The organism is Novacetimonas sp. GS1 (genome assembly GCF_036686925.1).
Lineage (GTDB): Bacteria > Pseudomonadota > Alphaproteobacteria > Acetobacterales > Acetobacteraceae > Novacetimonas > Novacetimonas hansenii.
Map to the genome: position 1 here is coordinate 2,527,122 of NZ_VSZP01000001.1, position 22,112 is coordinate 2,549,233.

General features: G+C 57.9%; 16 protein-coding genes and 1 pseudogene. 10 read left to right on the forward strand and 7 right to left on the reverse strand.

Annotated features, from left to right (window positions below; all coding sequences use genetic code 11):
* Positions 1-59: 59 nt before the first annotated feature.
* The 3 genes and pseudogenes from FYB92_RS11150 (at position 60) to FYB92_RS11160 (ending at position 3,640) form a co-directional block, all read left to right on the forward strand.
* Positions 60-665 (forward strand): sorbitol dehydrogenase family protein, encoded by a 606-nt coding sequence (locus FYB92_RS11150; protein ID WP_062809256.1) that lies wholly within the window; start codon positions 60-62, stop codon positions 663-665.
* Positions 666-683: 18 nt separating this feature from the next.
* On the forward strand, positions 684-2,321 hold the full coding sequence (locus FYB92_RS11155) for a GMC family oxidoreductase (RefSeq protein ID WP_075595178.1): 1,638 nt from the start codon (positions 684-686) through the stop codon (positions 2,319-2,321).
* A pseudogene (locus tag FYB92_RS11160) lies at positions 2,314-3,640 on the forward strand (c-type cytochrome). The gene FYB92_RS11155 and the pseudogene FYB92_RS11160 overlap by 8 nt, the downstream one beginning before the upstream one ends.
* A gap of 438 nt (positions 3,641-4,078) precedes the next feature.
* On the opposite strand, the gene FYB92_RS11165 reads toward FYB92_RS11160, so the two are convergent.
* Positions 4,079-4,600 carry a hypothetical protein gene (locus FYB92_RS11165; protein WP_332828658.1) on the reverse strand — a complete coding sequence of 174 codons (522 nt, stop codon included), beginning with the start codon at positions 4,598-4,600 and terminating at the stop codon, positions 4,079-4,081.
* A 281-nt stretch (positions 4,601-4,881) separates the two neighbouring features.
* Between FYB92_RS11165 and FYB92_RS11170 the strand changes: the two genes are divergently transcribed.
* A complete protein-coding gene (locus FYB92_RS11170; protein WP_081378554.1) occupies positions 4,882-5,322 on the forward strand; it encodes a DOPA 4,5-dioxygenase family protein in 441 nt (146 codons plus the stop codon).
* A gap of 222 nt (positions 5,323-5,544) precedes the next feature.
* Complete coding sequence (locus tag FYB92_RS11175; protein ID WP_332829010.1) at positions 5,545-6,933, forward strand: glucoamylase family protein; 1,389 nt, start codon at positions 5,545-5,547, stop codon at positions 6,931-6,933.
* Between the two features lie 222 nt (positions 6,934-7,155).
* On the opposite strand, the gene FYB92_RS11180 is transcribed toward FYB92_RS11175, so the two are convergent.
* Entirely contained in the window at positions 7,156-7,626 is a 471-nt protein-coding gene (locus FYB92_RS11180; RefSeq protein ID WP_048859198.1) for an Lrp/AsnC family transcriptional regulator, read from the reverse strand.
* Between the two features lie 128 nt (positions 7,627-7,754).
* On the opposite strand from FYB92_RS11180, the gene FYB92_RS11185 reads away from it, so the two are divergent.
* Positions 7,755-8,843, forward strand: a complete 1,089-nt coding sequence (locus FYB92_RS11185; RefSeq protein WP_332828659.1) for a saccharopine dehydrogenase C-terminal domain-containing protein — start codon at positions 7,755-7,757, stop codon at positions 8,841-8,843.
* A 487-nt stretch (positions 8,844-9,330) separates the two neighbouring features.
* Positions 9,331-10,293, forward strand: a complete 963-nt coding sequence (locus FYB92_RS11190) for a D-2-hydroxyacid dehydrogenase (protein WP_062809260.1) — start codon at positions 9,331-9,333, stop codon at positions 10,291-10,293.
* A gap of 298 nt (positions 10,294-10,591) precedes the next feature.
* On the opposite strand, the gene FYB92_RS11195 is transcribed toward FYB92_RS11190, so the two are convergent.
* Positions 10,592-11,370, reverse strand: a protein-coding gene (locus FYB92_RS11195; protein WP_332829011.1) for an IS5 family transposase whose coding sequence is annotated in 2 segments (ribosomal slippage) — positions 10,592-11,031 and positions 11,031-11,370 — 780 coding nt in all. Because the reading frame shifts where the segments join, the coding sequence is not laid out codon by codon here.
* A 206-nt stretch (positions 11,371-11,576) separates the two neighbouring features.
* Positions 11,577-14,774: an Eco57I restriction-modification methylase domain-containing protein gene (locus FYB92_RS11200; RefSeq protein WP_332828660.1), complete on the reverse strand. Its 3,198-nt coding sequence runs from the start codon at positions 14,772-14,774 to the stop codon at positions 11,577-11,579.
* Between the two features lie 261 nt (positions 14,775-15,035).
* On the opposite strand from FYB92_RS11200, the gene FYB92_RS11205 reads away from it, so the two are divergent.
* Complete coding sequence (locus tag FYB92_RS11205) at positions 15,036-16,028, forward strand: DMT family transporter (RefSeq protein ID WP_062809262.1); 993 nt, start codon at positions 15,036-15,038, stop codon at positions 16,026-16,028.
* Positions 16,029-16,255: 227 nt separating this feature from the next.
* On the opposite strand, the gene eutC is transcribed toward FYB92_RS11205, so the two are convergent.
* From eutC to FYB92_RS11220, 3 genes are read right to left on the reverse strand one after another with little or no spacing between them, the layout of a single operon-like run.
* Entirely contained in the window at positions 16,256-17,056 is an 801-nt protein-coding gene (eutC, locus tag FYB92_RS11210) for an ethanolamine ammonia-lyase subunit EutC (protein WP_075624683.1), read from the reverse strand.
* Positions 17,049-18,470, reverse strand: coding sequence for an ethanolamine ammonia-lyase subunit EutB (locus tag FYB92_RS11215; protein WP_003619280.1), 1,422 nt, complete (start codon positions 18,468-18,470; stop codon positions 17,049-17,051). The genes eutC and FYB92_RS11215 overlap by 8 nt, the downstream gene beginning before the upstream one ends.
* Positions 18,471-18,515: 45 nt before the next feature.
* Positions 18,516-19,454 (reverse strand): polysaccharide deacetylase, encoded by a 939-nt coding sequence (locus FYB92_RS11220; protein WP_081378553.1) that lies wholly within the window; start codon positions 19,452-19,454, stop codon positions 18,516-18,518.
* Positions 19,455-19,645: 191 nt separating this feature from the next.
* On the opposite strand from FYB92_RS11220, the gene eat reads away from it, so the two are divergent.
* Positions 19,646-21,064 (forward strand): ethanolamine permease, encoded by a 1,419-nt coding sequence (eat, locus tag FYB92_RS11225; RefSeq protein ID WP_075631864.1) that lies wholly within the window; start codon positions 19,646-19,648, stop codon positions 21,062-21,064.
* A gap of 51 nt (positions 21,065-21,115) precedes the next feature.
* A complete protein-coding gene (locus tag FYB92_RS11230; RefSeq protein ID WP_075624693.1) occupies positions 21,116-21,982 on the forward strand; it encodes a 23S rRNA (adenine(2030)-N(6))-methyltransferase RlmJ in 867 nt (288 codons plus the stop codon).
* The last annotated feature ends 130 nt before the right edge of the window (positions 21,983-22,112 follow it).

The following is a 22,112-nucleotide window of genomic DNA, read 5'->3' on the forward strand; positions in this document are numbered from 1 at the left end:
GGCCATACCCTGTCATGGACATCGCGGTTGGACCAAACGTCTTCGAGAGGCGACGCTAAATGGCTACAGAGCAGCGCTGTTTTCCTGCTGACCTACATCTTTCCACCCCCAACGGTGCGCGACTGAACCGGCTTTTGCGCATGTCGCGCCGTGATGTCCTGATGGGTGGGATGGGGGCCGCACTGGCTGGCGCCACCGGGGCTGCTGCCGCCACATCCGATGATGCCGACATCGCGGCATTCATGGCCGTGTCACAACGCCTGACGGATCGTGACACCCTCGACATGCGAATTGGCCATGCCCTGTTCGCGGGAATCGTTCATGCCACGCCCACGCGCCGCGACCAGGTCAGCCGCCTGCATGACCTGATGACCAAAAACAGCTTTGCCAGCGCGCATGACCTGGCAAAGGCCGCCGAACAGGCTGACCCGGGTTTCAAGGACGTCATCCATGACATCATGACGGGGTGGTACCGCGGCCTTGCGGATCACAAGGTCGTCGTCTACCGCTCCGCCCTGATGTTCGACATCACCAAGGACGCCGTCTATCCCAAGACCTATGCGGCGGGTGGCCCGTTCTACTGGACCCAGACCCCACCGGAAGTGGCCGTTCCAACCGGCGAGCCAGCCCTTTCGCCCTCGACATTCGTCGTGGAACCCACCTGACAGCCGGAGCGTCGCGCAATGTCTTCCGAACAAACCCTTTCTGCGGATGTCGTGATCGTCGGGTCCGGCGTCGCGGGCAGTTCCATCGCCAACGAACTGGCCCGGGCCGGTATTTCCGTCATCGTGCTGGAGGCTGGCCCCAGGGTGGACCGCCAGCATTTCGTGGAAAATTTCCGCAACCTCGAAAACAAGCCCTCCTATCAGGGGCCATTCCCATCGGTACCGTGGGCGATCCATCCCCCCAACCAGATCACCCCCAACGAATACCTGCACACGACCGGCCCCGATGCCGAAGCGTACCAGCAGGTGTACCTGCGCATGATGGGGGGGACCACATGGCACTGGGCCGGCTGCGCATGGCGTTACCTGCCGTCTGATTTCGAACTGAAAAGCCGCTATGGGCAGGGACGTGACTGGGCGCTGAAATACGAAGACCTTGAGCCGTTCTATTACCAGGCCGAGGTCATGATGGGCGTCTGTGGTCCCGACCCGTCGGTGGAAGACCTCGGTTCCCCACGCCAGCAACCATACCCGATGGAAGCGCTGCCGATCTCCTATGCCGCGCAACAGTTCCGCAAGCTGATCAGCGAGAAGACCCCCTGGCGCGTCGTGCATGAACCGCAGGCACGCAACACGCGTCCCTATGACAACCGTCCCACCTGCGAGGGGCATAATAACTGCATGCCGATCTGCCCCATCGGGGCAATGTATAATGGCAGCTATTCAGTGTATCACGCCGAGGCGGCGGGCGCGAAGTTCATCCCCAACGCCGTGGTCTACCGGATTGAGCGCGACAGCGCGAACAAGCGCGTGACGGCGGTCCATTATTATGACCCCGACAAGGGCAGCCACCGCGTGACGGGCAAGTATTTCGTCATTGCGGCCCATTGCATCGAAACGGCAAAGCTGCTGCTGGTTTCCGCGGACGAACAAAGCCCCGACGGCATCGCCAACAGTTCGGGCCATGTCGGTCGCAACATGATGGACCATACCGGCGTGCAGGTCAGTTTCATCAGTGGGGACAAGGCGCTATGGCCTGGGCGCGGGCCATTGGAAACAAACGTCATCGACAATTTCCGCGATGGTGCATGGCGTGACACCCGTGGTGCCTACCTTGTTCACATGGTCGATGACAACCAGGTGGATCTGGCGACGGCGCTGGCGATTTCCAAGGGGTATGTCGGACGCGAACTGGAGGAGCAGATACGCTATCTCGCGTCCCATACCGTCCGGCTCTTCAGCCATAATGAAGGGATTGCAGACCCGCAGAACCGCCTGACACTGAGCCAGACGCACAAGGACGTACTGGGTATTCCGCACCCGGAAGTCTATTACAAGCTTCCCGAATACACGGTAAAAAGCTGCGAACATACGCGCGGCATGTTCCGTGAGCTGATCGGCCTGATGCATGGCACGGACGAACAATGGACACCGGGATATTTCCCGCAGGACCACCCCGCCGGCAGTACCATCATGGGCACGGACCCGAAGGATTCCGTAGTGGACGGCTTTTGCCGCACACATGACCATGAGAACCTGTTCATGGCGAGTTCGTCGGTCTTCTCTTCGGTTGGAACCGGCAATATTACCCTGACGGTGGCTGCCCTTGCCCTGCGTGTCGCCGATACGCTGAAAAAAGAACTCTCCCATGCCTGATATCGTGCGCAAAGCCCTGTGGTCCATCATGGCGGCAGGGACGACCCTTGCTTCGCTGTCGTTCCCCGCCGCCCGGGCGCAGGATACATCGGCGGCTGTCCTCGCCCGTGGGGAATACCTGGCCACGGCCGCCGACTGCGTGGCCTGTCATACCGCTCCGGGTGGGAAGCCCTTTGCCGGGGGGCTGAAGATCGCAACGCCGATGGGCGATGTCATCTCCACCAACATCACGCCCGACCCCGACCACGGGATTGGAAAATATACCGAAGAAGACTTTGAAAAAAGTCTGCGCCATGGCCTGCGCCGTGATGGCAGCCACCTTTATCCCGCAATGCCTTATGTATCGTATTCCGGGATAACGGACGAGGGCGTCAAGGCGCTGTATGCATGGTTCATGCACAGTGTAAAAACCGGTGGCGGAAAGCCCGCCCACCACGTCGCTTAACTTTCCGGCCAACCTGCGTATCGCCATGAGTGCATGGAATATGGTGGCAGGCACCGTCCCGCCGGAAAGTGGCGATTCCGCAACGTTCGACAAGATGCGGCGTGGCAAGTATCTGGCTACCGCGCTTGAACATTGCGGCACCTGCCATACACCGCGCAACATGATGATGAGCGAAGAGCAGGACAACTACCTTGCCGGTGCGCCGCTGACGGGGTGGTATGCCCCCAATATCACATCAAGCAAGACAAGCGGTATCGGTGGATGGAGCGAGGACAGCCTTGTTCAGTATCTTCATACCGGCCATGTCGCGGGCCTCAGCCAGGCTGCAGGCCCGATGGGTGAAGCGGTCGAACACAGCACGAGCCACCTGACGGATGCGGACCTGCATGCACTTGCCGCCTATATCTTGCAGGTACCGGCCAAAGAAGACAGCGCCGAACAGAAACCCCGCCAGAATTTTGGTCACCCTGTGGAAGAGGCCGATATACGCAGCGGCAATCTGACTCGCATCGACGACCTGACGGAAATGGACGGACAGCATGTCTATGACGCGAACTGTGCCGCATGCCATGGCATGAACGGGGCGGGCACGGCCGATCATTATGCCCCGTCTTTGTTCCATAACTCGGTCACAGGGGCCGGGCGCCCAGATAACCTGATCATGACAGTCCTGCAGGGCGTGGACCGGACGGCAGATGGGTTGCATACGCATATGCCGGGTTTTGGCGCCAGTTCGGATGTCCAGCGCCTTAGCGATACCGAAATCGCGCATGTGGTCAATTACGTCATGAAAACCTTCGGGAGCGGCGACCCTGCCGTCACTGCGGCACAGGTCGCAAAGCTGCGCCCAGCCGGTGCGCAGAACACACCCTGAGCATTTCCCAGAGTGAAATGGAACCGTCATTCATTACATGCCGTGCATGTGACGGATGACGGTTTTCCTTTTGCTATATTCCCCAAAAGACAGCCATTGCAGTTTCATGGGATAACAAGTGCCATAAAGGGTGCCTCCCTTTATTTAAGGAACTGTTTGAAAAGTCAGACCAGATAACATACTGAAATCATAAAGGTTTCTGATGAAGCTTTTTCCAAAAACCTTCAGAAGACGCCGCCTTTTTGAAAAAAGGCGGCACCCAAAAACTTTTCTTATTATTTATCAATGAGTTGTTTTTAAACAATCTCCCGGCATTCCAGAAGGAAATCGATACAAATTTTCAGGCGGCCTGCTACGGGTGGCATGACCCGAAGATTTTGGGACAAGGTTCACCCAAGTCTTCCATAACCTCATTCATGCAGATCTGGCGCCATCGGTTTACCAGTTGCCCCAGTCCTGGCCGTTGTTCCACTGTTGGCCATTCCAGCCTGCTCCCCCCATCTGTTGCATCTGCTGCATCTGTTGCTGACGCATCTGCTGCGCCTGCTGACGTAACTGCATTTCCTGCTGCTGGTATTGTTGCTGCATCTGTTGCATCTGCTGCTGGCGCTGCATTTCAATCTGTTGCTGACGCTGCTGTAATTGGAATCCGGCATTCGGCTGTCCGCGCATCTGCTCGGCCTGCTGGCGCAACTGGTCCTGTTGCTGACGGTACTGCTCTTCCATCTGCTGGCGCTGTTGTTCCATCTGTTGGCGTTGCTGCTCATGCTGCTGTCGCAACTGTTCGCGCTGCTGGCGGAACTGTTCCTGCATCTGCTGCATCTGCTGTTGTTGCTCCCCACTCCACTGTGCCAACTGAATATACGGCACATGGGCCGCATCAGCCGGAGACGCCATGATCCCTGCCCCCACAAGGGAGAATGCCAATGGAACCGCAAGCCGAATACAACGATGCCTCATGGCATGTCCTCCTTAGTCCTTCAGGGGCCGGTTGCCCGACATCATCACGACATCTTGCCCATTCCCCTTGCGCAGGCAACCATGGCCTTGCGTCCATATAAAGGCACGGATCGATGCCCATCAGGCCCTCCATCATCAGAAATCTGCCCGCACACCTTGGGGTGCAACATCATGTCATCAACGATGGTGGCGATACCACTTCATCCCCTGTACCTGCGATATCACGGTAAAACCTGTATGATACGGGTGACACCCTCTCTTATGTGAAGGAAAGACTGACAATGGACACCCCGGCAATGGACTTTCCGGCCGCCGCCGTACGGCATATTGATGAAATTGCAAGCTATCACGCGCACATCTATTTTTCTGCTGAGACAATGCCTGGCGCCGTCGCCCTGCGGGACGCGCTGTCGGCCCGTTTTTCCGTTCGGGTCGGCCATATGCACCAGACCCCTGTGGGGCCACATTGCGCAAATATGTTTCAGGTTGCATTTGAAACGTCGTTGTTCGCAACCTTCGTGCCTTGGCTTATGCTGAATCGCAACGGGCTGACGATCCTGATCCATCCCAATACGACCTATCCGCGCCACGATCATGATCGTGACAGCCTGTGGCTGGGCACGCCACTGCCGTTGCGCACCGGAATCCTGCCACTGGTGCATCCATCGGCAGATGAAGCCGGGCCGCCCAACACCACACCTGATCCCAATATGCGTGCATGATTTTTTATGTTTTGTAACAGCCCGAGAAAGGAACCATAACGGGATTGCAATTTATCCCCCCCTCAATTCATAAATGCCGACGGGTAGCGCTCAGGAGCCAAGACGTTGCATTGTCGGAAAATGGGTGGGCGGCATATTACCGCCTTTGTATCAATTCTCCTGTGTTGTGCCTCATCTTCCCCCCCGCCGGCCCATGCCCTTGATCGGCAGGGCGTGAACATCATGCAGCCCCCGGCCCCCTTACCGGCGACCACACCTGATCCCGGTGCGGCAGACACCATCCTGATAGACGATCTTGAACATCGGACATTCCAATGGTTCTGGGAGTCGGCGGACCCGGCTTCGGGACTAATTCCAGATCGTTATCCTTCGGATCAGACACAGGCCAGCGTCGCTTCAATCGGATTCGGGTTAACCGCCTACGGCATTGGCGCGACGCGTGGATATATCACCCGTGAACAGGCCGCAGAACGGACACGCGCCACCTTGCATTACCTGTTGCACAGCGAACAGAATGACAGCGAAGACGGTGCGACCGGCTATAAGGGTTTTTATTATCACTTCCTCAGGAAAAACAATGGACTACGCCTGAATCGTGATATCGAGCTATCAAGCATTGATACGGCCCTGCTGATGCAGGGCGTCTTGTTCGCTCAGTCCTTCTACGACAGGGAGACGCAGCCGGAGCACGACATACGCGACATGGCCGACCAGCTTTACAGGCGTGTCAACTGGCAATGGATGCGGCGCCCGGATAACCGCCTCAGCATGGGATGGAGTCCCGAACACCAGTTCATCGCCAGTTACTGGGAAGGCTATAGCGAAGGGATGATGGCCTATATCCTTGGGCTTGGGTCCCCCACACATGCACTGGACCCGATATCGTGGCAGGCATGGCTTGCGACCAATAACCGTCGGTGGGGGGATTATTATGGGCAGACCTTCCTGAATTTCGCACCGTTATTTGGCCATCAATACAGTCACGCATGGATTGATTTCCGCGGCATCCAGGATAAATGGGCACACGAAAAGCAGATTGATTATTTCGAAAACAGCCGCCGCGCCGTATATGCGCAACGTGCCTATGCCATTGCGAACCCTGGGAAATGGCGCGATTACAGCGCGACGACATGGGGGCTGACCGCCTGTGACGGACCTGGCGAGGTCACACAGCGGATGGATGGACAGGACCGGCATTTCCTGTCCTATTCCGCACGTGGGGCGGGACGGGATTATACGCAAGATGATGGCACCATTGCACCAACCGCTGCCGTTGGGTCGATCGCCTTCGCACCGGAAATCGTCCTGCCAACGGTCAGGGACATGAAATCACGTTATGGCAGCCGGATTTACGGCAGATACGGTTTTGTCGATGCGTTCAATCCCAGCTTTCGCAACGGAACGTCATTCTGGTCTGATAATGAATATCTTGGAATTGATCAGGGACCGATCCTGCTCATGATTGAAAACTGGCGCTCCGGGCTGGTATGGAATGTCATGAAGCATAATCCCTATATTCGCGCAGGATTGCAGCGTGCAGGGTTTCAGGGGGGATGGCTTACCCCTTCCTCCCCTGTGATGAAAATCGCCAAAATCATGCCCCTGCCCTGATGGGCAGGGGAAAAATCAGGCCCGGAAATTCATTTTCTTCAACAGGTTATCTTCAGACATCCCTTAGAAACTGCTTGAAAAGTCGGGCTTTCTAACATACTGAAATCATAAAGTTTTTTGTGAATCGTCTTCTAAAAAGCTTCAGAAGACGCCGCCTTTTTGAAAAAAGGCGGCACCCAAAAACTTTTCTTTTTTATCAATGATTTGTTTTCAAACAATCTCTTAACGTATCTTCTGACGCGGTGGCGTGGCGGCAACCGCCCCCTGCCTTACCACACGCGTGGACAGCACAATGGCGGATGTCGTACGGTCCACCCCTTCGAGCATGCCAATCCGGTCAATCGCATCATTGATGGCCTCCGTCGTCTGTGCGCCAACAACCGCAATCATGTCGATCTGTCCGCTGACGGCATGCAGTTCACGGATTTCGGGAAAGCGGCGCAACGCATCTTCGACCGAGGAAACATGCCGTGGCGCCAGCGTAATCATGACATGCGCCCGGATCGCATCACGCGCAGCCGCCCCCATCACCACCGCATACCCGGCAATTGCACCACCACGTTCCAGCCGTTCGATCCGGCTTTGCACGGTCGTGCGCGACAGGCCTGCACGCCGGGCAAGTTCGGCCGTCGGCATGCGGGCATTTTCCTCCAGCAGGGAGAGGATGAGGCGATCAGTGGCGTCGATATGCATAATGCCGATAATTAGCAGCATAACGCCGAAATAAAAGTGCCATCTGCCGTCTATCCTCGGCTTGTTGCCGACAGTGGGGCGCGGTCTGATCCAAGGGTCATATGCCATGGAACATGCAGAGGATGGTCATGCGGAAAATACTTGTCATCGGGGCCGGAAACATCGGGTCCACCATTGCCGATTTCCTCGCCAGTACGGGCGATTATACCGTCACCCTGACCGATCGTGACCAACACACGCTTAATACCGCCAACGTCCCGGACTCTGTGCGTCGCGTCACCGCCGACCTTGAAAGCGGGGATGTACTGCCCGACCTGCTGCAAGGCTGCTTCGCGGTGCTTTCCGCCGCCCCTTTCCATCTGACAACCCGCATCGCCAGTGCAGCCGCAGCGGCCGGGGTCAACTATCTTGACCTGACGGAAGATGTTGCAAGCACAAAGATCGTGCGCGAACTGTCGGCCAAGGCACCATCGGTGGCCTTTATCCCGCAATGCGGCCTTGCCCCGGGCTTTGTCTCCATCGTGGCCCATGACATCGCACGCCGGTTCGACAGTGTGGATACGATTCAGTTGCGTGTCGGCGCGCTGCCGGAATATTCCACCAATGCGTTGGGTTATAACCTGACATGGAGTACGGATGGCGTCATCAATGAATATATCGAACCCTGCGAAGCTATCGTCAGCGGAAAGCGCCGCCTAGTGCCCGCGCTGGATGGGCTGGAAAGCCTGACGATCGACGGCGTGAAGTACGAGGCATTCAATACCTCCGGCGGGCTTGGGTCGCTGTGCGATACATATGATGGGCGCGTGCGGGAACTGAACTATCGCACCATCCGCTATCCGGGGCATGCCGCAATCATGAAGGTGCTGCTTAATGACCTGCGCCTGTCTGAACGGCGCGATGTCATCAAGTCGATCTTTGAACATGCCCTGCCGGTCACGATGCAGGACGTCATCATCATTCTTGTGACGGTTTCTGGGCAACGTGACGGCCGCCTGACGCAGGAGACGTTTGTACGTGCCATTCATGGCACAACCGTCAACGGTCGGGCACGTACCGGCATCCAGATCACGACGGCCGGCGCAATCTGCGCGGTGCTTGACCTGCTGGCCGAAGGGCGCATCCCCGCATCCGGGCTGATCCTGCAAGAAGACATCGCCCTGTCGCAATTCCTCGAAAACCGCTTTGGACAGTTTTACCAAAACTACAAGCACTGAAAGACTGTTTGAAAAGTCGGGCGTAATAACATCATGAAATCATAAAAGTTTTTGGTGAAGCTTTTCCCAAAAAGCTTCACAAGACGCCGCCCTTCTGAAAAAAGGCGGCATCCAGAAACTTTTCCTGTTTTTTATCAATGATCTGTTTTCAAACAATCTCTGAGACATGAACAGCATCATCCGACCCGATAATGCTATGGTCCCGTGTTTCACGGGGAAAACTTCTTAAAAAAACTTCGCAAAGATGTCGCCCTTCAAAAGGCGACATCAGAATGTTTATTTTTATCAATACCTTATAAAAATACGTTTGTTATTCTGCTTCTGCATAGCACCGGCATCGCCCCCTGCCGGTTTCTGTATTGAACAAGACGGCCCGTCATTATAGCATCATAATGTATACATCCCTTTCCCGGAGGGGTGCTGGCGGCCTGAACCTGACCATATATGCGCTGACACCCATCCCAATCGTGGAATCTGTCAACACGCCATGCCCCAGGACAAGATACAGCACATCTACGCGGCGCACGCATATTACGATATTCGCCAGGAACTGGAAAAGCGGCCCGGCGCACCGGCCTGTACGCAGGTGTCCACCCTGGATGACCTCAAGGCGATCATTCCCCAGGCCGAAGTGCTTGTGACTTCCATGCTCTGGCGGAACGAGTTGCTGGACATGGCGCCCCGGCTGCGCCTGATCCAGTCCATCAGTTCCGGCGTGGATCAGTTCGACCTGGACCGCCTGAAGAAACGCGGTATCCGACTGTGCAACGCCCGTGGCGTCAACGCCAATGCGGTTGCAGAACATGCGCTGGCCCTGATGCTCAACCTTGCGCGACGCCTTTACGAAGCACGCGACAACCAGAAACTCCGCCACTGGTCAACGACAGGCACTGATCCGCGCCCACGCCTTCAGGAACTGTCGGAAAAGCATGTACTGATCGTTGGCATGGGCACGATCGGCGATCGTGTCGCGCGCCTGTGCCTTGCACTGGGCATGAAGGTCAGTGGCGCACGCCACAGCGCACGTCCCCTCGACGTTGCGGGGGTGGAGCAGATCGCCATGGATGACCTGCATTCCGGCCTGAAGGTGGCGGATTACGTCATCCTGACATGCCCGCTCACCGCGCAGACGCGCCACCTCATCAACGCCGCCGCATTTGGCGCGATGAAACACGATGCCTGCCTGGTGAACGTGGCGCGCGGCCCGGTGGTGGAGGAAACAGCCCTGATAGAGGCGCTTGATGCGGGCCGGATCGCCGGTGCGGCACTTGACACCTATGACGAGGAACCCTTGCCATCGTCTTCCGCGCTGTGGTCGCGCCCCAATCTGGTAATGACCGGGCATACGGCGGGGGAGACCCAGTTTTATGAACGCAATGTCGTCGATATCCTGATGAAGAATCTTGCAGCACTCGAAACCGGTGGCGTCATGACAAACCAGATCATCTGAAACCTGATCTACGGGATGCCTGTTTTCAACCGATCCGTTGAATAAGGGATCGGTTGAAAAGGCAGGACTAGAAATCCGCAGAAACAATAAAAATGTCTGGCGAGTGTTTTTGAAAATTCCAAAAGCACGAATTAATTTTAAAAATATCCAGAATTTTTTAAGTACCGACTTTTTTTGAAAAATGTGATGTCTTCTGAAGATTTTTAGAAAAATCTTCACCAAAAACCTTTATAATTTCAGGATGTTATTAATCCTGACTTTTCAAACAGCCTCTGACAGGTTGTCGGATTAGGGCCTGTTAGGCCTTGATATAGTCTGCTGTAGCAGCGATGAGAATGACGGAGAGGAAGGATGCGGCGGTTTTCTCATATCGGGTCGCGACAGCCCGCCACTCCTTGAGCCTTGCCCACAGGTTTTCGACCAGATGCCGGTGTCTGTAAGCCCATTTGGGACAAGCGACTTCTGGATCATTCTTCCTTGGCGGGATGACAGGACGAGATCCACGGTTCCAAAGATCTTCACGAAATTTATGTGAGGCATACCCACGATCGCAGACGACATGGATTGGTGGGTATGGCAGAGCGTCAAGCAGGGCGTAGGCACACGGTAATTCATGTGCCTGTCCGGGTGCCAGCGTGAAGGACAGTGCCCTGCCATGACTGTCCGCAGCTACGCAGACCTTGGTGCCAAATCCTCCACGTGAGCGGCCAAGAGCCTCACGATCCTTTCGGCGTTCTCTGTGCCCCCTTTTTTAGCCGCTCCGGCCGCTTTATGATGGGCACGGATTGTCGTGCCATCAAGAAAGACCATGCCGAGGTCTTGATCCCTGTCTTTGGCCTTTTCAAAGAGGCGCTGCCACACACCGAGTTTCGACCAGCGAATGAACAACTGTGCTGCAATCCACCAGGGACCAAACTCTGATGGCAAGGCACGCCACTTCGCGCCGTTCTGATGGCGCCAGAAAATCGCGGATATCGTCCGTCGAAGGTTCTTTGGTGGGGTCTTGCCCTTCGGACGGACTTCCTCGATCAAAGGCTCCCAGACAGACCATGCGGTATCGGAAAAGACAGACTGCATCATGCTCATCATAAACAGCTATGCAATCCGTTCCGTCATTCAAGGCCTAACAGGCCCTAGGATTTTTTACGTAACGGCATTGCGTGAATTATGAATAACCATAGAATTTCAATGCAAAAATAAATATGTTTTCATCAGTTATGAATAATATCCATTTCAACTCCAATCCGACGCCCTGTTAAATAATCAATGTCTTTCAATTCTTTTTAATTTTTACATTCCAGCCGGTCATAGGCCGCCAGCACAAGGCGACGGGTACGGTATTCGCCATAGGTGGCCATTTCGTGCTTGCGCAGCACCCTGAACGTCTGTGATGGATAATCGGTCCCCATAACATCGTGGGGATCGAGAATATATTCCAGTTGCCTGCGATCCAGGCCATAAGCACACGCGTACCATGCATCGAGTTCCGCGCGAAGCAATGCGCGTCGTGCCACATCCCATGCAAAAGGTGCCCCCCCATACCCCATACCCCGCGCGAACAGGGCCATGGTCTCGGTGGTATAGGTCAGTTCCAGCACCCGCGACGCAATGAATGCCACATCATCCGTACCATAAAAATCAGGGGGCAGCACGGGAAGCTGTCGCACGATAAAGAAATTCAGGTTAACCCCCCCCGCTTTCTGCCGACAGACAAAATCAAATGGCAACGACGACAGATTGGCAACCAGACAGGCTGCCCGCGGGTCGGCCCATCCCATGCGGGGCGACAGCAGGGTCATGCTGTTCCCCACCCCCCATGGCGGTAATAGATTACAGATGAAGGTACGCCCGTTCGTGGGGGACATGATGTTGCGAAATCCGAAAAATACCGGTGCATCCGCTATATTCCCGACCTTGCGCACGACCTCTGCCTGCGGAACCCAGTAATGGGGCGTGATCTCGAATGCAGGATTACGATGTTCACGCAACCCGGTCTGCGGCAGGACGCGATGGCCACGCTCCCCTTTGCGCGCGCCGTAACCCGCATGCCTGTGGTCATAAAAATACCCCATCTTGGCCTCGTACAGCGGGACATAACGTCCTGCATGTCCATCTTCCGCCGCATCCTTCGCCCTTGGGGCAGGATGGACCCAGTCCACCCCCCTGCGTCGCCAGCCTCCCCCCGCCAACTGGGCCGCAGTACGGAACAGGCGGCTGTCACTTGTCATGTTGAACAGGCCCTGACGGAACTCTACCCCCCATGGATTCCCGGCTGGTCCATCAGACTCATGCACGAAAACGGGGACATGGGCATAAATCGCGGAGGTCAAGGCGGCATCCATGCGTGAACGGAAAACAGGCATCGTCCGCGTATTGGGATTGATCCGCGCGATTTCTTCTGCCGACAGGGAAAAGCAGCGCCGCATGTCGTGGCACTGTTGCGTATCGGTCAGGCAACAGGCGAATTCCGTTTCCACAATCGCGTTACCAATCGTCAACAGACAGAATTTAAAACTGCGATGAACCCCGGGAAACAGCGGTGCGCTGTTTTCAAAATCCATCAGGCGCGCCAATCGCCTTTCCCCCACCAGATGCCCCAGCAGTGGCGCAGTCGTGGCATCGGTCGCAATGCCGGTCGGTACCACCAGCCCCGCCCGCCCCTCACGCCGTACAAGAAAGAGGAACAGTTCGGTAAAAAGCGCGTAGGTATTTCCCTTGCCCCGCCCGGCAAGGGGAAAGCGACCGCTGGCACGTACGAAAAGACCCATCGCCTCGCTATGTCGCCGCGCATGGGCAAACTGCGCGAACAGGTCGGGTCGCACTGTGCTGAGTGCTGAAATCGCAGCCTTGCGCGCCGCCCCCTTCAGGGTGGATATCTCGGACAAGCGTGACCCGAAATATTCTTCCTCCTCCAGTTGCATTACCTCCCACGGGGGGTTGCCGATCACGACGTCAAATCCCCCATGCCCCCCCATGATGTCGGCAAAGGCCAGTGACCAGTGCAATACGCGTGCCCCGCGTGCAATGCGAATGGCCGCGTCCTCATACCCGGCGGGGGGAGGATCACCCGACAGCCGCGTCCATATCTGCGCCGTCGTAGGCACCATGTCGGCGGTGCTGCCCACGGGGCGGGGCAGCATGAACGCCGCGACATACATGTCACAGGCCCGGCCAAGGGCGGAACAGGACACGAAAGACCACCAGTCCTCGAAATACTGCTGCTTTCGCGCGATTTCATGCACCGTATCCTCCGCCATTTCCCGCAGGCCGGACAGGCCCGCCACAAAAGGGGCATGAAGCGGCAGAACGTCTGGTGGGGGCAATGCAGCCTTTGCGCGCTGGTTGCGCTGCAGGCAACGACGGACGATGGCGGGATCATCATTGCCCATTACACGATAGGCCGTATCTGGCACCCCCTGCTGGAGCACCGCCACATCAGCCACGCCAAGCAACGCATTCCCACACAGGATATTCGCCGCCAGAAAGCACAAAGGACGTCCGGGGATGCCCATTTCGATCCATAATGCCATGCGCGTCAGTTCCACCGCCATGGGATTGCAATCGACCCCATATATACACCGCGCCACCACCTCACGCAGGATGGTGCGATATTCCCCCCCCTTCGGGGCATGGTGGCGCACGATACGCATGGCCATGCGCCGTGCGGCAGCAAGCAGGAAGTGCCCCCCACCACAGGCCGGGTCAATCACCCGCAGCGCAAGCAGGGCCGCCGCCCCGCCGGACGCCTCGGCCCGGTCCATGACGGGATCGAGCGTACTGTCGAGCAGGGATTGAACAAGGCTGTCAGGTGTATAGTAACTTCCCGATGTCCGGCGATCGTTACCGCGCCCGGCATCATCAAGCGTGAATAGCCCACCGACACTACCGGGCCGTATTTCCAGCAGGCTTTCATACACGGTCGCAAGATCTCCGCTGCCAACACGGCACCAGTCAACCCGAAGCGATGCATGCGCTTCGCCGCCAATAAAGCCGAGGTGACGAATTGCACACAGGCATGCCTGATCCTCAATCCGTGCGGACATCAGCATAGGCATCCCCACCGGATCCCCCCACGCCCCTAATGCCGGAATCCCGCGCTCAGGATCACCAACATCCATTGCGGCAAGGACACGGCGCAGGCTTTCCCAAACCCTGTCATCCATCGCCCCGTCCGGTGCGCAGGCCCGCGCCAGCCAGTATGAAAAATAACGCCCTGCATCCCCCTCTACATGATGCAGCAGGCCACGCGCCTCCATCCCCGCAAGGAATGCAAGGCGACAAACCACCCGAAGCAGTTCGTCAAACAGACGCGACAATATGCGACCATCCGCCCCAACCGCATCACGGATATCCACATTGGCATCGAGTACTCCCTGCCCAAGTGCCAGCAGGGCCGCCCTGACCCCGGCATGCAGGCATGCTTCCCCCTGCGGCGGGATGCCCCCGGTCGCCTGTCCTTCCACTTTATCAGGAGCGCCCAAAGGGAAGGCATCCTCCGTCCCCGACCTGGAGGAGGAAATATATATGGGCTCCGATCGGGATGGCATCTTATTCCTGTAAAGAGAGCATCTGAGGACAAACTTTCATCGCCTTTCACCGGCGTGGAGGCAAGGCCGAAACCCGTCCATGCACCCATCAGCGTCAGAGGCCCAACCGCCGCCACAACATGATGCATGGCCGTGGCATTTCCATATCGCCTGCACTATTCCATACTGACCACAGACACCTGAAACAGGACGGACATGAACAGTTTACGCGCCGGGTCTCCTTCTTCCCTGCTGGCTGGCCTGGGCAATGGCGTGGCCGCCGGGGCCTGCTGGGGCCTGGTGTTCGTCGCACCGGCCATGATGCCGGATTTCACGGCGCTGCAACTGGCAACGGTACGCTACGTTATGTACGGGGTCTTTTCCGTGGCGCTGCTGCTGCCACGCGCAGGCCGCCTTGCCGCGCGCATCCCGCGTGGGGGACGCCCCGCCCTGCTGTGGCTGGGGCTGACTGGCAATCTTGGCTATTACATCCTGATCGCAACAGCGGTCGGGCTCTGCGGTATCAACATCACCTCCATCGTCACAGGTTTCCTGCCGGTAATTGTCGGGGTGCTGGGCACGCGTGAAGGCGATGGGCTGGACCTGCGCCGACTTGTGCCATCCATGCTGCTGATGCTGATGGGGATCAGCCTGACCGCCGTACAGGCCCTGTATGCACCTGACACGCAGGCAGGTTTCGACACCGCCCACCTTACAGGTTTCATATGTGCTGTCGGCGGACTGGCATCATGGAGCATCTTTGCCATTTCGAATGCACGCTGGCTCAGGCGGCTTCCTGATACCAGTGCGGAGGAATGGGGCCTGCTGACCGGGGTTGCCACAGGGGCCGAAGCACTGTTCCTCATCCCGTTCGCCTGCCATGGCGCGGCATCGCATACGCCATCTCAATGGGTGTGGTTCATTGCGCTTGGCACCGGTATTGCACTGGTGTCATCACTGCTGGGCGGGATTTTCTGGAATCGCACCTGCCGCCTCCTTCCCATGACGCTCAGCGGGCAGATGGCGGTAGGAGAAACCCTGTTCGCGCTGCTCTATGGCTGCCTGTGGACGGGACGATGGCCCACCGTGATGGAGGCAGGTGCCGTCATCTTTCTTGTGCTGAGTGTCGTCTTCTGCACCTTCGCGCACGCACCGCCATCGCGCAACAGGGACCATGCCCGCCATGATACGTCGCGCCTCTCCACCTGATCGGGTTGGTTCAAGATAAGATCATGAAATGATAAAGGTTTTTGGTGAAGCTTTTTCCAAAAAGCTTCGAAAGACGCCGCCTTTTTGAAAAAAGGCGGCACCCAAAAACTTTTCCTGTTTTTTATCAATGATTTGTTTTCAAACACTCTCTAAGTAAATGCGACATCACTTCCCAAGGGCCTCTTTGAAAACAGTCCTCCATAAGGCGCCTTACCAGGCCTCCCCCCTCAGCCTTTACCTGATAATGCGTGAGAGACGCCCCCTTCGATCAGGCAGGTTTCATCCTTGAGGTTGATACCGCTATACCCGCATTGGCGCGCATTCTTCAGCAGCCATGCCAGGCGGTTTGCCGCCGTCACCGGCGACTGTCCCCCCTGTCCATGGATATTGGAAATGCAGTTGCGTGCGGAATCACGCATGCCGGGATGCGGGTTCCATGTCATGTACAGGCTCAGGCTTTCGGCACATTCAAGGCCGGGGCGTTCGCCAATCATCATGACCACGCTGCACGCGTTCAGGCAGGTGGCGATTTCATCGCCCAACGCCACACGGGCACGATGGGCAACCACCAGAGGTGCGATACGCCACCCCGTCAGAAGCGGCAAAACCCCGGACAGCACCCCCGCCGCCTGTCGTTCTGCCGCGCGGGCCGACAATCCGTCGGCAATCACAAACACAATGTCATAGGAGCGCCCGGGACCATAGGCATCAGGACCAGAGACCGCGCGATCATGTCCCGCCTGCACAAGGCGTGCCCGGCTGTCGGCGCAGAGCTGCCGCCCCAGGTCGGGACGACGGACGAATTCATCACGGTCACGCGCCGCGCTTTCGACCTCCATCCATGGCCGGTCGAGCCCGAGGCGTGATGCCTCCATCACCATGGACACGGCATGCCGCGCACGCAGGTGCGCATGCCTGAACTGCCGCACATGCGCGCCTGACATCGTATCCCCCGTGCGTACCAGCCCGATCCGCGCCGATGTCTGCGCCCTCAGGATATCCCATGACACGACAGGCGCCTTACTCATCGCCATGCCTCCCCAAACGGGCATCGCCGCCCGGATACATATTGGAAAACATATCGGCAAACATGGCAGGGGAATTGAGACGCATCCGTCCCCGCCCGTCGATCAGGCCACGGATACGGAGCCAGTCTTCAAACTCTGGCGCAGCACGAACACCAAAGACAGAGCGTAAGGTCTGGATATCATGATAGGACAGGCTCTGGTAATTAAGCATGATATCGTCACTGCCGGGGACGGCGATAAGGAAATTCACGCCTGCCGTACACAGGAGCATCATCAGGTTGTCCATATCATCCTGATCGGCTTCCGCATGGTTGGTGTAACAGACGTCACAGCCCATCGGCAGGCCCATCAGCTTGCCACAGAAATGATCCTCCAGCCCCGCGCGGATAATCTGCTTGCCATCATAAAGATATTCCGGGCCGATGAACCCGACGACGGTATTGACCAGCAAGGGTGAAAACGCACGCGCAACGGCATAGGCACGGACCTCTGCCGTCTGCTGGTCCATTCCATGATGGGCATCGGCCGACAGCGCCGCCCCCTGTCCCGTTTCGAAATACATGGTGTCCGTGCCGACCGTGCCACGTCCCAGCGCACAACTGGCAAGGCGGGCTTCCTCCAGCAGGGACAGCGAAACCCCGAAACCCGCATTCGCATCCTGTGTGCCGGCGATGGACTGGAACACCAGGTCAACCGGTGTCCCACGTTCCATCAATTGCAGTGTATTGGTCACATGCGTCAGCAGGCAGTGCTGCATCGGGATGGCATGGCGAAGGCGTACATCCTCGATCATGCACAGGACGTCGTGGGCGGTGGCCATGTTGTCGGATGCCGGGTTGATCCCCACAACCGCATCCCCCGCACCAAGCAGCAGCCCATCAAGCATCGCCGCCGCAATTCCCGGCAGACTGTCCACAGGATGATTGGGCTGCAGGCGCGACCCCATGCGTCCGGGCAGGCCCTGCGTATTGCGAAATGCGCTTTTCACAGTGATCTTGCGCGCCACCGCGACAAGGTCCTGATTACGCATCAGCTTGCTGACACCCGCCACCATTTCGGGCGTCAGTCCCGGGGCGAGGGCGGACAGGCACGCGCCGTCGGTTTCATGACACAAAAGCCAGTCACGCAGTTCCCCCACGGTCATGTGCGATACAGGGGCAAAGGCGCGCATATCATGGGTATCAATAATCAGGCGCGTGACCTCGTCCGCTTCATAGGCAACCGGAACCTCGTTCAGGAATGCCGCAAGCGGGATATTGGCCAGCGCCTCGCACGCGGCGGCGCGACGCACGGGATCTGGGGCGGCAACCCCGGCCAGTTCATCGCCACTGCGATAAGGCGAGGCATGGGCCAGAACCTGCTTGAGGGAGGGGAACGTAAAACGCTCCCCTGCCAAGGATGCGTAATATGCCACGATATGCTGACCTTCGATACGAAAACGGGCGTATGCGCAACGTGATTACGGGACCGCGCCATCGCCCGACGTTGCGTTTGCCATACACCATCGCGCAATATCGGCATGCGTCGCAAACCACACATTGCCGCGCGCACGCGCATGGGCAATCAGGTCGGAGATGATGCCAATCCGGCTGCGATGTCCACTGACATGCGGATGCAACGTCAGCAGGAAAAGGCCGCCTTCGGCATAGGCCCCATCGAACTCCGCCCGGAAAACCTCCGCCACGCCCGAAGGCGGCGTGTAGGGGCGCAGGGCGGAAAACCGTTCGAAATTGAAATAGATCGCATCGTCACGTATCCATTCGGGTGGCAGTTCGACAATTCCTGTGGGCCGCCCATCGGCAAGGAGTTCATACGGGTCGTCATCCGCCATCAGGCTGCTGTCATACAGTAAGCCCATCTGCTGGATGATGGACATGGTATGGACGGAAAAATCCCAACTTGCGGTCCGCATGCCGACGGGTTCCACGCCGCCAATCTCCGCAAGCACTTCGCGCGCGCGCAATGACAGACGCAATTCATCCTCGGGCGGGAGCAGGGTATTGCGTTCATGTATCCATGAATGAATGCCTATTTCATGCCCGTCGCCCACCAACGCCCGTACTTCGTCAGGATACAGCATGGCCGATACTGCGGGATAGAAGAACGTCGCCGGAATCCCCGCCGCCTGCAACAGGGCGCGGATACGCGGGATGCCACGCCTGCTGCCATAATGACCCTGACTGATGCGCATGGGGCTTTCATCCCCATCGCGCAGGGGAATCGTATCGTGATCCGCATCAAAGGAAACCGCAAAAGCACAGCGGGCACCACCGGGCCATGAGGGCGGCCGCAGGCTGCGCCCGGCCCTGACGCGGTTGACAATCCCGCGCCACCGGCTTTCGGGCCACTGCCATGGTTCATTCCCATCCGGCCGCGAAACTTTCCTCTCCATGACCATTCCCGTCCTGCATGCGTGTACGCCATCCCGATCATGCGGCGGGGATGGACATCTCTTTTCATCATCACCCACATTGCTTGGGCGTCAACATCATTACATAATAATAACATAACATGACATCGTGGCCCGCTATCATGACGGCGCGCGCACCATGCCCGCCATCCATCCCACCTCTCGCACGATTTCGGACAATGCCCGCATCACCTTCCGAACGGCCTTCGCATTCGCCCCATTCCCATACGGGGGCGCCCTCCCTGCAACGGCGACTGGGGACTTTTCACCTGTGGGGGATCGCGGTCGGCCTTGTCATTTCGGGCGAATATTTCGGCTGGAGTTATGGCTGGGCCACAGCGGGCACACTGGGATTCCTGATCACGACGGTCATGGTCGCGCTGATGTATGCGGCGCTGATCTTTTCCTATACCGAACTGACAACCTCCATCCCGCGCGCCGGTGGCCCATTCGCCTATGTACTGGCGGCTTACGGGCCGGTGCCGGCCTTTATCGCGGGGTTCGCCTCCATCGTGGAACTTGTCTTTGCTCCCCCGGCAATCGCACTGGCGATCGGGGCCTATCTGCATGTGCAATATCCATCCATCACCGAGCAAATGGCGGCGACCGGGGCCTACGTAATTTTCATGGCGCTCAATATCGCAGGCGTCAGCATCGCCGCCACATTCGAACTGATCGTCACCATCGCCGCGATTGTGGAACTCCTGATCTTCATGGCCGTGGTCGCACCAGGATTTTCCTGGGGGCATTTCATCCATGACGGATGGGCGGGGTCGGATACGTTCACCCCTCATGCCATCATCGGCATATTCGCCGCCGTGCCGTTCGCGATCTGGTTCTTCCTTGCCATAGAAGGTGTGGCCATGACGGCGGAAGAGGCACGCGCACCACAACGCACCATCCCCATGGCCTATATCGCAGGGATCACGACACTGATGCTGCTGGCGTTTGGTGTCATGATCATGGCGGGCGGTGTTGGCAACTGGAAATTACTGGCAAACCTGAATGACCCGTTGCCGCAGGCGATGCTGAGCGTCGTCGGACCGCGCAGCGGGTATGTCCACATGCTGGTGTGGCTGGGGCTGTTCGGCCTCGTCGCCTCCTTTCACGGGATCATTATGGGATATTCACGCCAGATCTATGCCATGGCGCGCGAAGGTTATCTTCCGGCCCTGCTGGGACGGGTACATCCACGTTTCGGAACCCCATGGGCGGCGATACTCGTGGGGGGGAGTGTCGGACTGGTGGCGATTTATGCAGACCAGTACGTCACCATCGGGGGACAACCGCTGACGGCCAATATCGTGACCATGTCCGTCTTCGGGGCGCTGACGATGTATGTCTTCGCCATGGGAAGCCTGTTTCGACTACGCCACACGCAGCCGCACCTGCACCGCCCATGGCGCGCGCCGGGTTATCCCATCATTCCCGGATTTGCCCTTGTCGCCGCGGTGCTGTCGTTTATGGGCATGGCCATCAGCAACCCTGCGGCGTTCGGCCTCTATCTCCTCATCATGGGAACGGGCGTTGGAATGCATCTACTGGCAAGATGGCAAAAAAACCGCGCGACGATGGAAAAGGATACGGCCATGCATTAACACTCACCCACCCCATGCGTGGGGTGGATCAACCTGTGGGGCCGAAAGAGCGTGAATTACAGACACAGCTACCATGCGGGCAATTTCGCTGATGTCATGAAACATGTCGTGCTGATGGCGTTGGTCGAGGTACTGCGACGCAAACCTTCGCCCTTCTGTGTCCTCGACACCCATGCGGGCACTGGCCTGTATGACCTTTCCAGCATACAGGCACAGTCAACAGGGGAATGGCGCGATGGCATCGGCCGTCTGCTTGACGCCCCATCCCACCCCACATCTGCCGGCGCCCCGGCACCGGGCGTGGAAAACTGGCTGCGGATCATCCGTACGGTCATGCGGGATGAGCAGGCAGGGCGCTTGTCCTATCCCGGCTCCCCCGCTCTGGTCGCACGCCTTCTGCGTCCAGGCGACAGCCTGATCTGTTGCGAACTCCACCCCGAAGACCAGCAGACACTGCGCCATCTGTTCCGCCATGATCGCCATGTCAGCGTACATGGGCGCGATGGTTACGAAGCCATCACGGCGCTGCTGCCCCCGCGGCAGGCAAAACGCGGGCTGGTCTTCATGGACCCGCCTTTCGAACGCGGTGATGAGTTCCAGCGCCTTGCCACCGCCATCATGACGGCACGCCAGCGATTCCCCGCAGGCATTGTCGCGGGGTGGTATCCCATAAAACATCGCGCCCCCGTCCGCGCCTTCGTCAATACCCTGAAGGATGCGGGACAACGCAAGTTGCTGACCCTTGAGTTGACGTTACGGCCACCGCTGGACCCGTCACGCCTGAACGGCAGCGGCATCATCATCGCCAATCCTCCTTTCCGCTTTGAAGAAGAGGCTCGCACCATCCTTACATCGCTGTGCCATTTCCTTGGGGATGGGCAAGCGGAGTCACATGTGGAATGGGCCGTGCCGGAATAAGCGCTGCGCAAGGGTTCTACTGGCGGGGATTTCAGGATATCGCCTTCATTCCTGACCAGGCAATGCCTGTTCAGGAAGAGCAGAAAACAGATTTACCAAAAACCTTTGCGGCTGGCAGCCTGCCCCGGTG

What these genes read in the sequence shown, in the direction of transcription:
- FYB92_RS11180 (WP_048859198.1), bottom strand. Translation starts at nt 7,626, where the DNA reads ATGCATATCGACGCCACTGATCGCCTCATCCTCTCCCTGCTGGAGGAA.
- FYB92_RS11175 (WP_332829010.1), top strand. Translation starts at nt 5,545, where the DNA reads ATGCAGCCCCCGGCCCCCTTACCGGCGACCACACCTGATCCCGGTGCG.
- FYB92_RS11170 (WP_081378554.1), top strand. Translation starts at nt 4,882, where the DNA reads ATGGACACCCCGGCAATGGACTTTCCGGCCGCCGCCGTACGGCATATT.
- FYB92_RS11220 (WP_081378553.1), bottom strand. Translation starts at nt 19,454, where the DNA reads ATGGTCATGGAGAGGAAAGTTTCGCGGCCGGATGGGAATGAACCATGG.
- FYB92_RS11185 (WP_332828659.1), top strand. Translation starts at nt 7,755, where the DNA reads ATGCGGAAAATACTTGTCATCGGGGCCGGAAACATCGGGTCCACCATT.
- FYB92_RS11190 (WP_062809260.1), top strand. Translation starts at nt 9,331, where the DNA reads ATGCCCCAGGACAAGATACAGCACATCTACGCGGCGCACGCATATTAC.
- FYB92_RS11150 (WP_062809256.1), top strand. Translation starts at nt 60, where the DNA reads ATGGCTACAGAGCAGCGCTGTTTTCCTGCTGACCTACATCTTTCCACC.
- FYB92_RS11155 (WP_075595178.1), top strand. Translation starts at nt 684, where the DNA reads ATGTCTTCCGAACAAACCCTTTCTGCGGATGTCGTGATCGTCGGGTCC.
- eat (WP_075631864.1), top strand. Translation starts at nt 19,646, where the DNA reads ATGCCCGCATCACCTTCCGAACGGCCTTCGCATTCGCCCCATTCCCAT.
- FYB92_RS11205 (WP_062809262.1), top strand. Translation starts at nt 15,036, where the DNA reads ATGAACAGTTTACGCGCCGGGTCTCCTTCTTCCCTGCTGGCTGGCCTG.
- eutC (WP_075624683.1), bottom strand. Translation starts at nt 17,056, where the DNA reads ATGAGTAAGGCGCCTGTCGTGTCATGGGATATCCTGAGGGCGCAGACA.
- FYB92_RS11165 (WP_332828658.1), bottom strand. Translation starts at nt 4,600, where the DNA reads ATGAGGCATCGTTGTATTCGGCTTGCGGTTCCATTGGCATTCTCCCTT.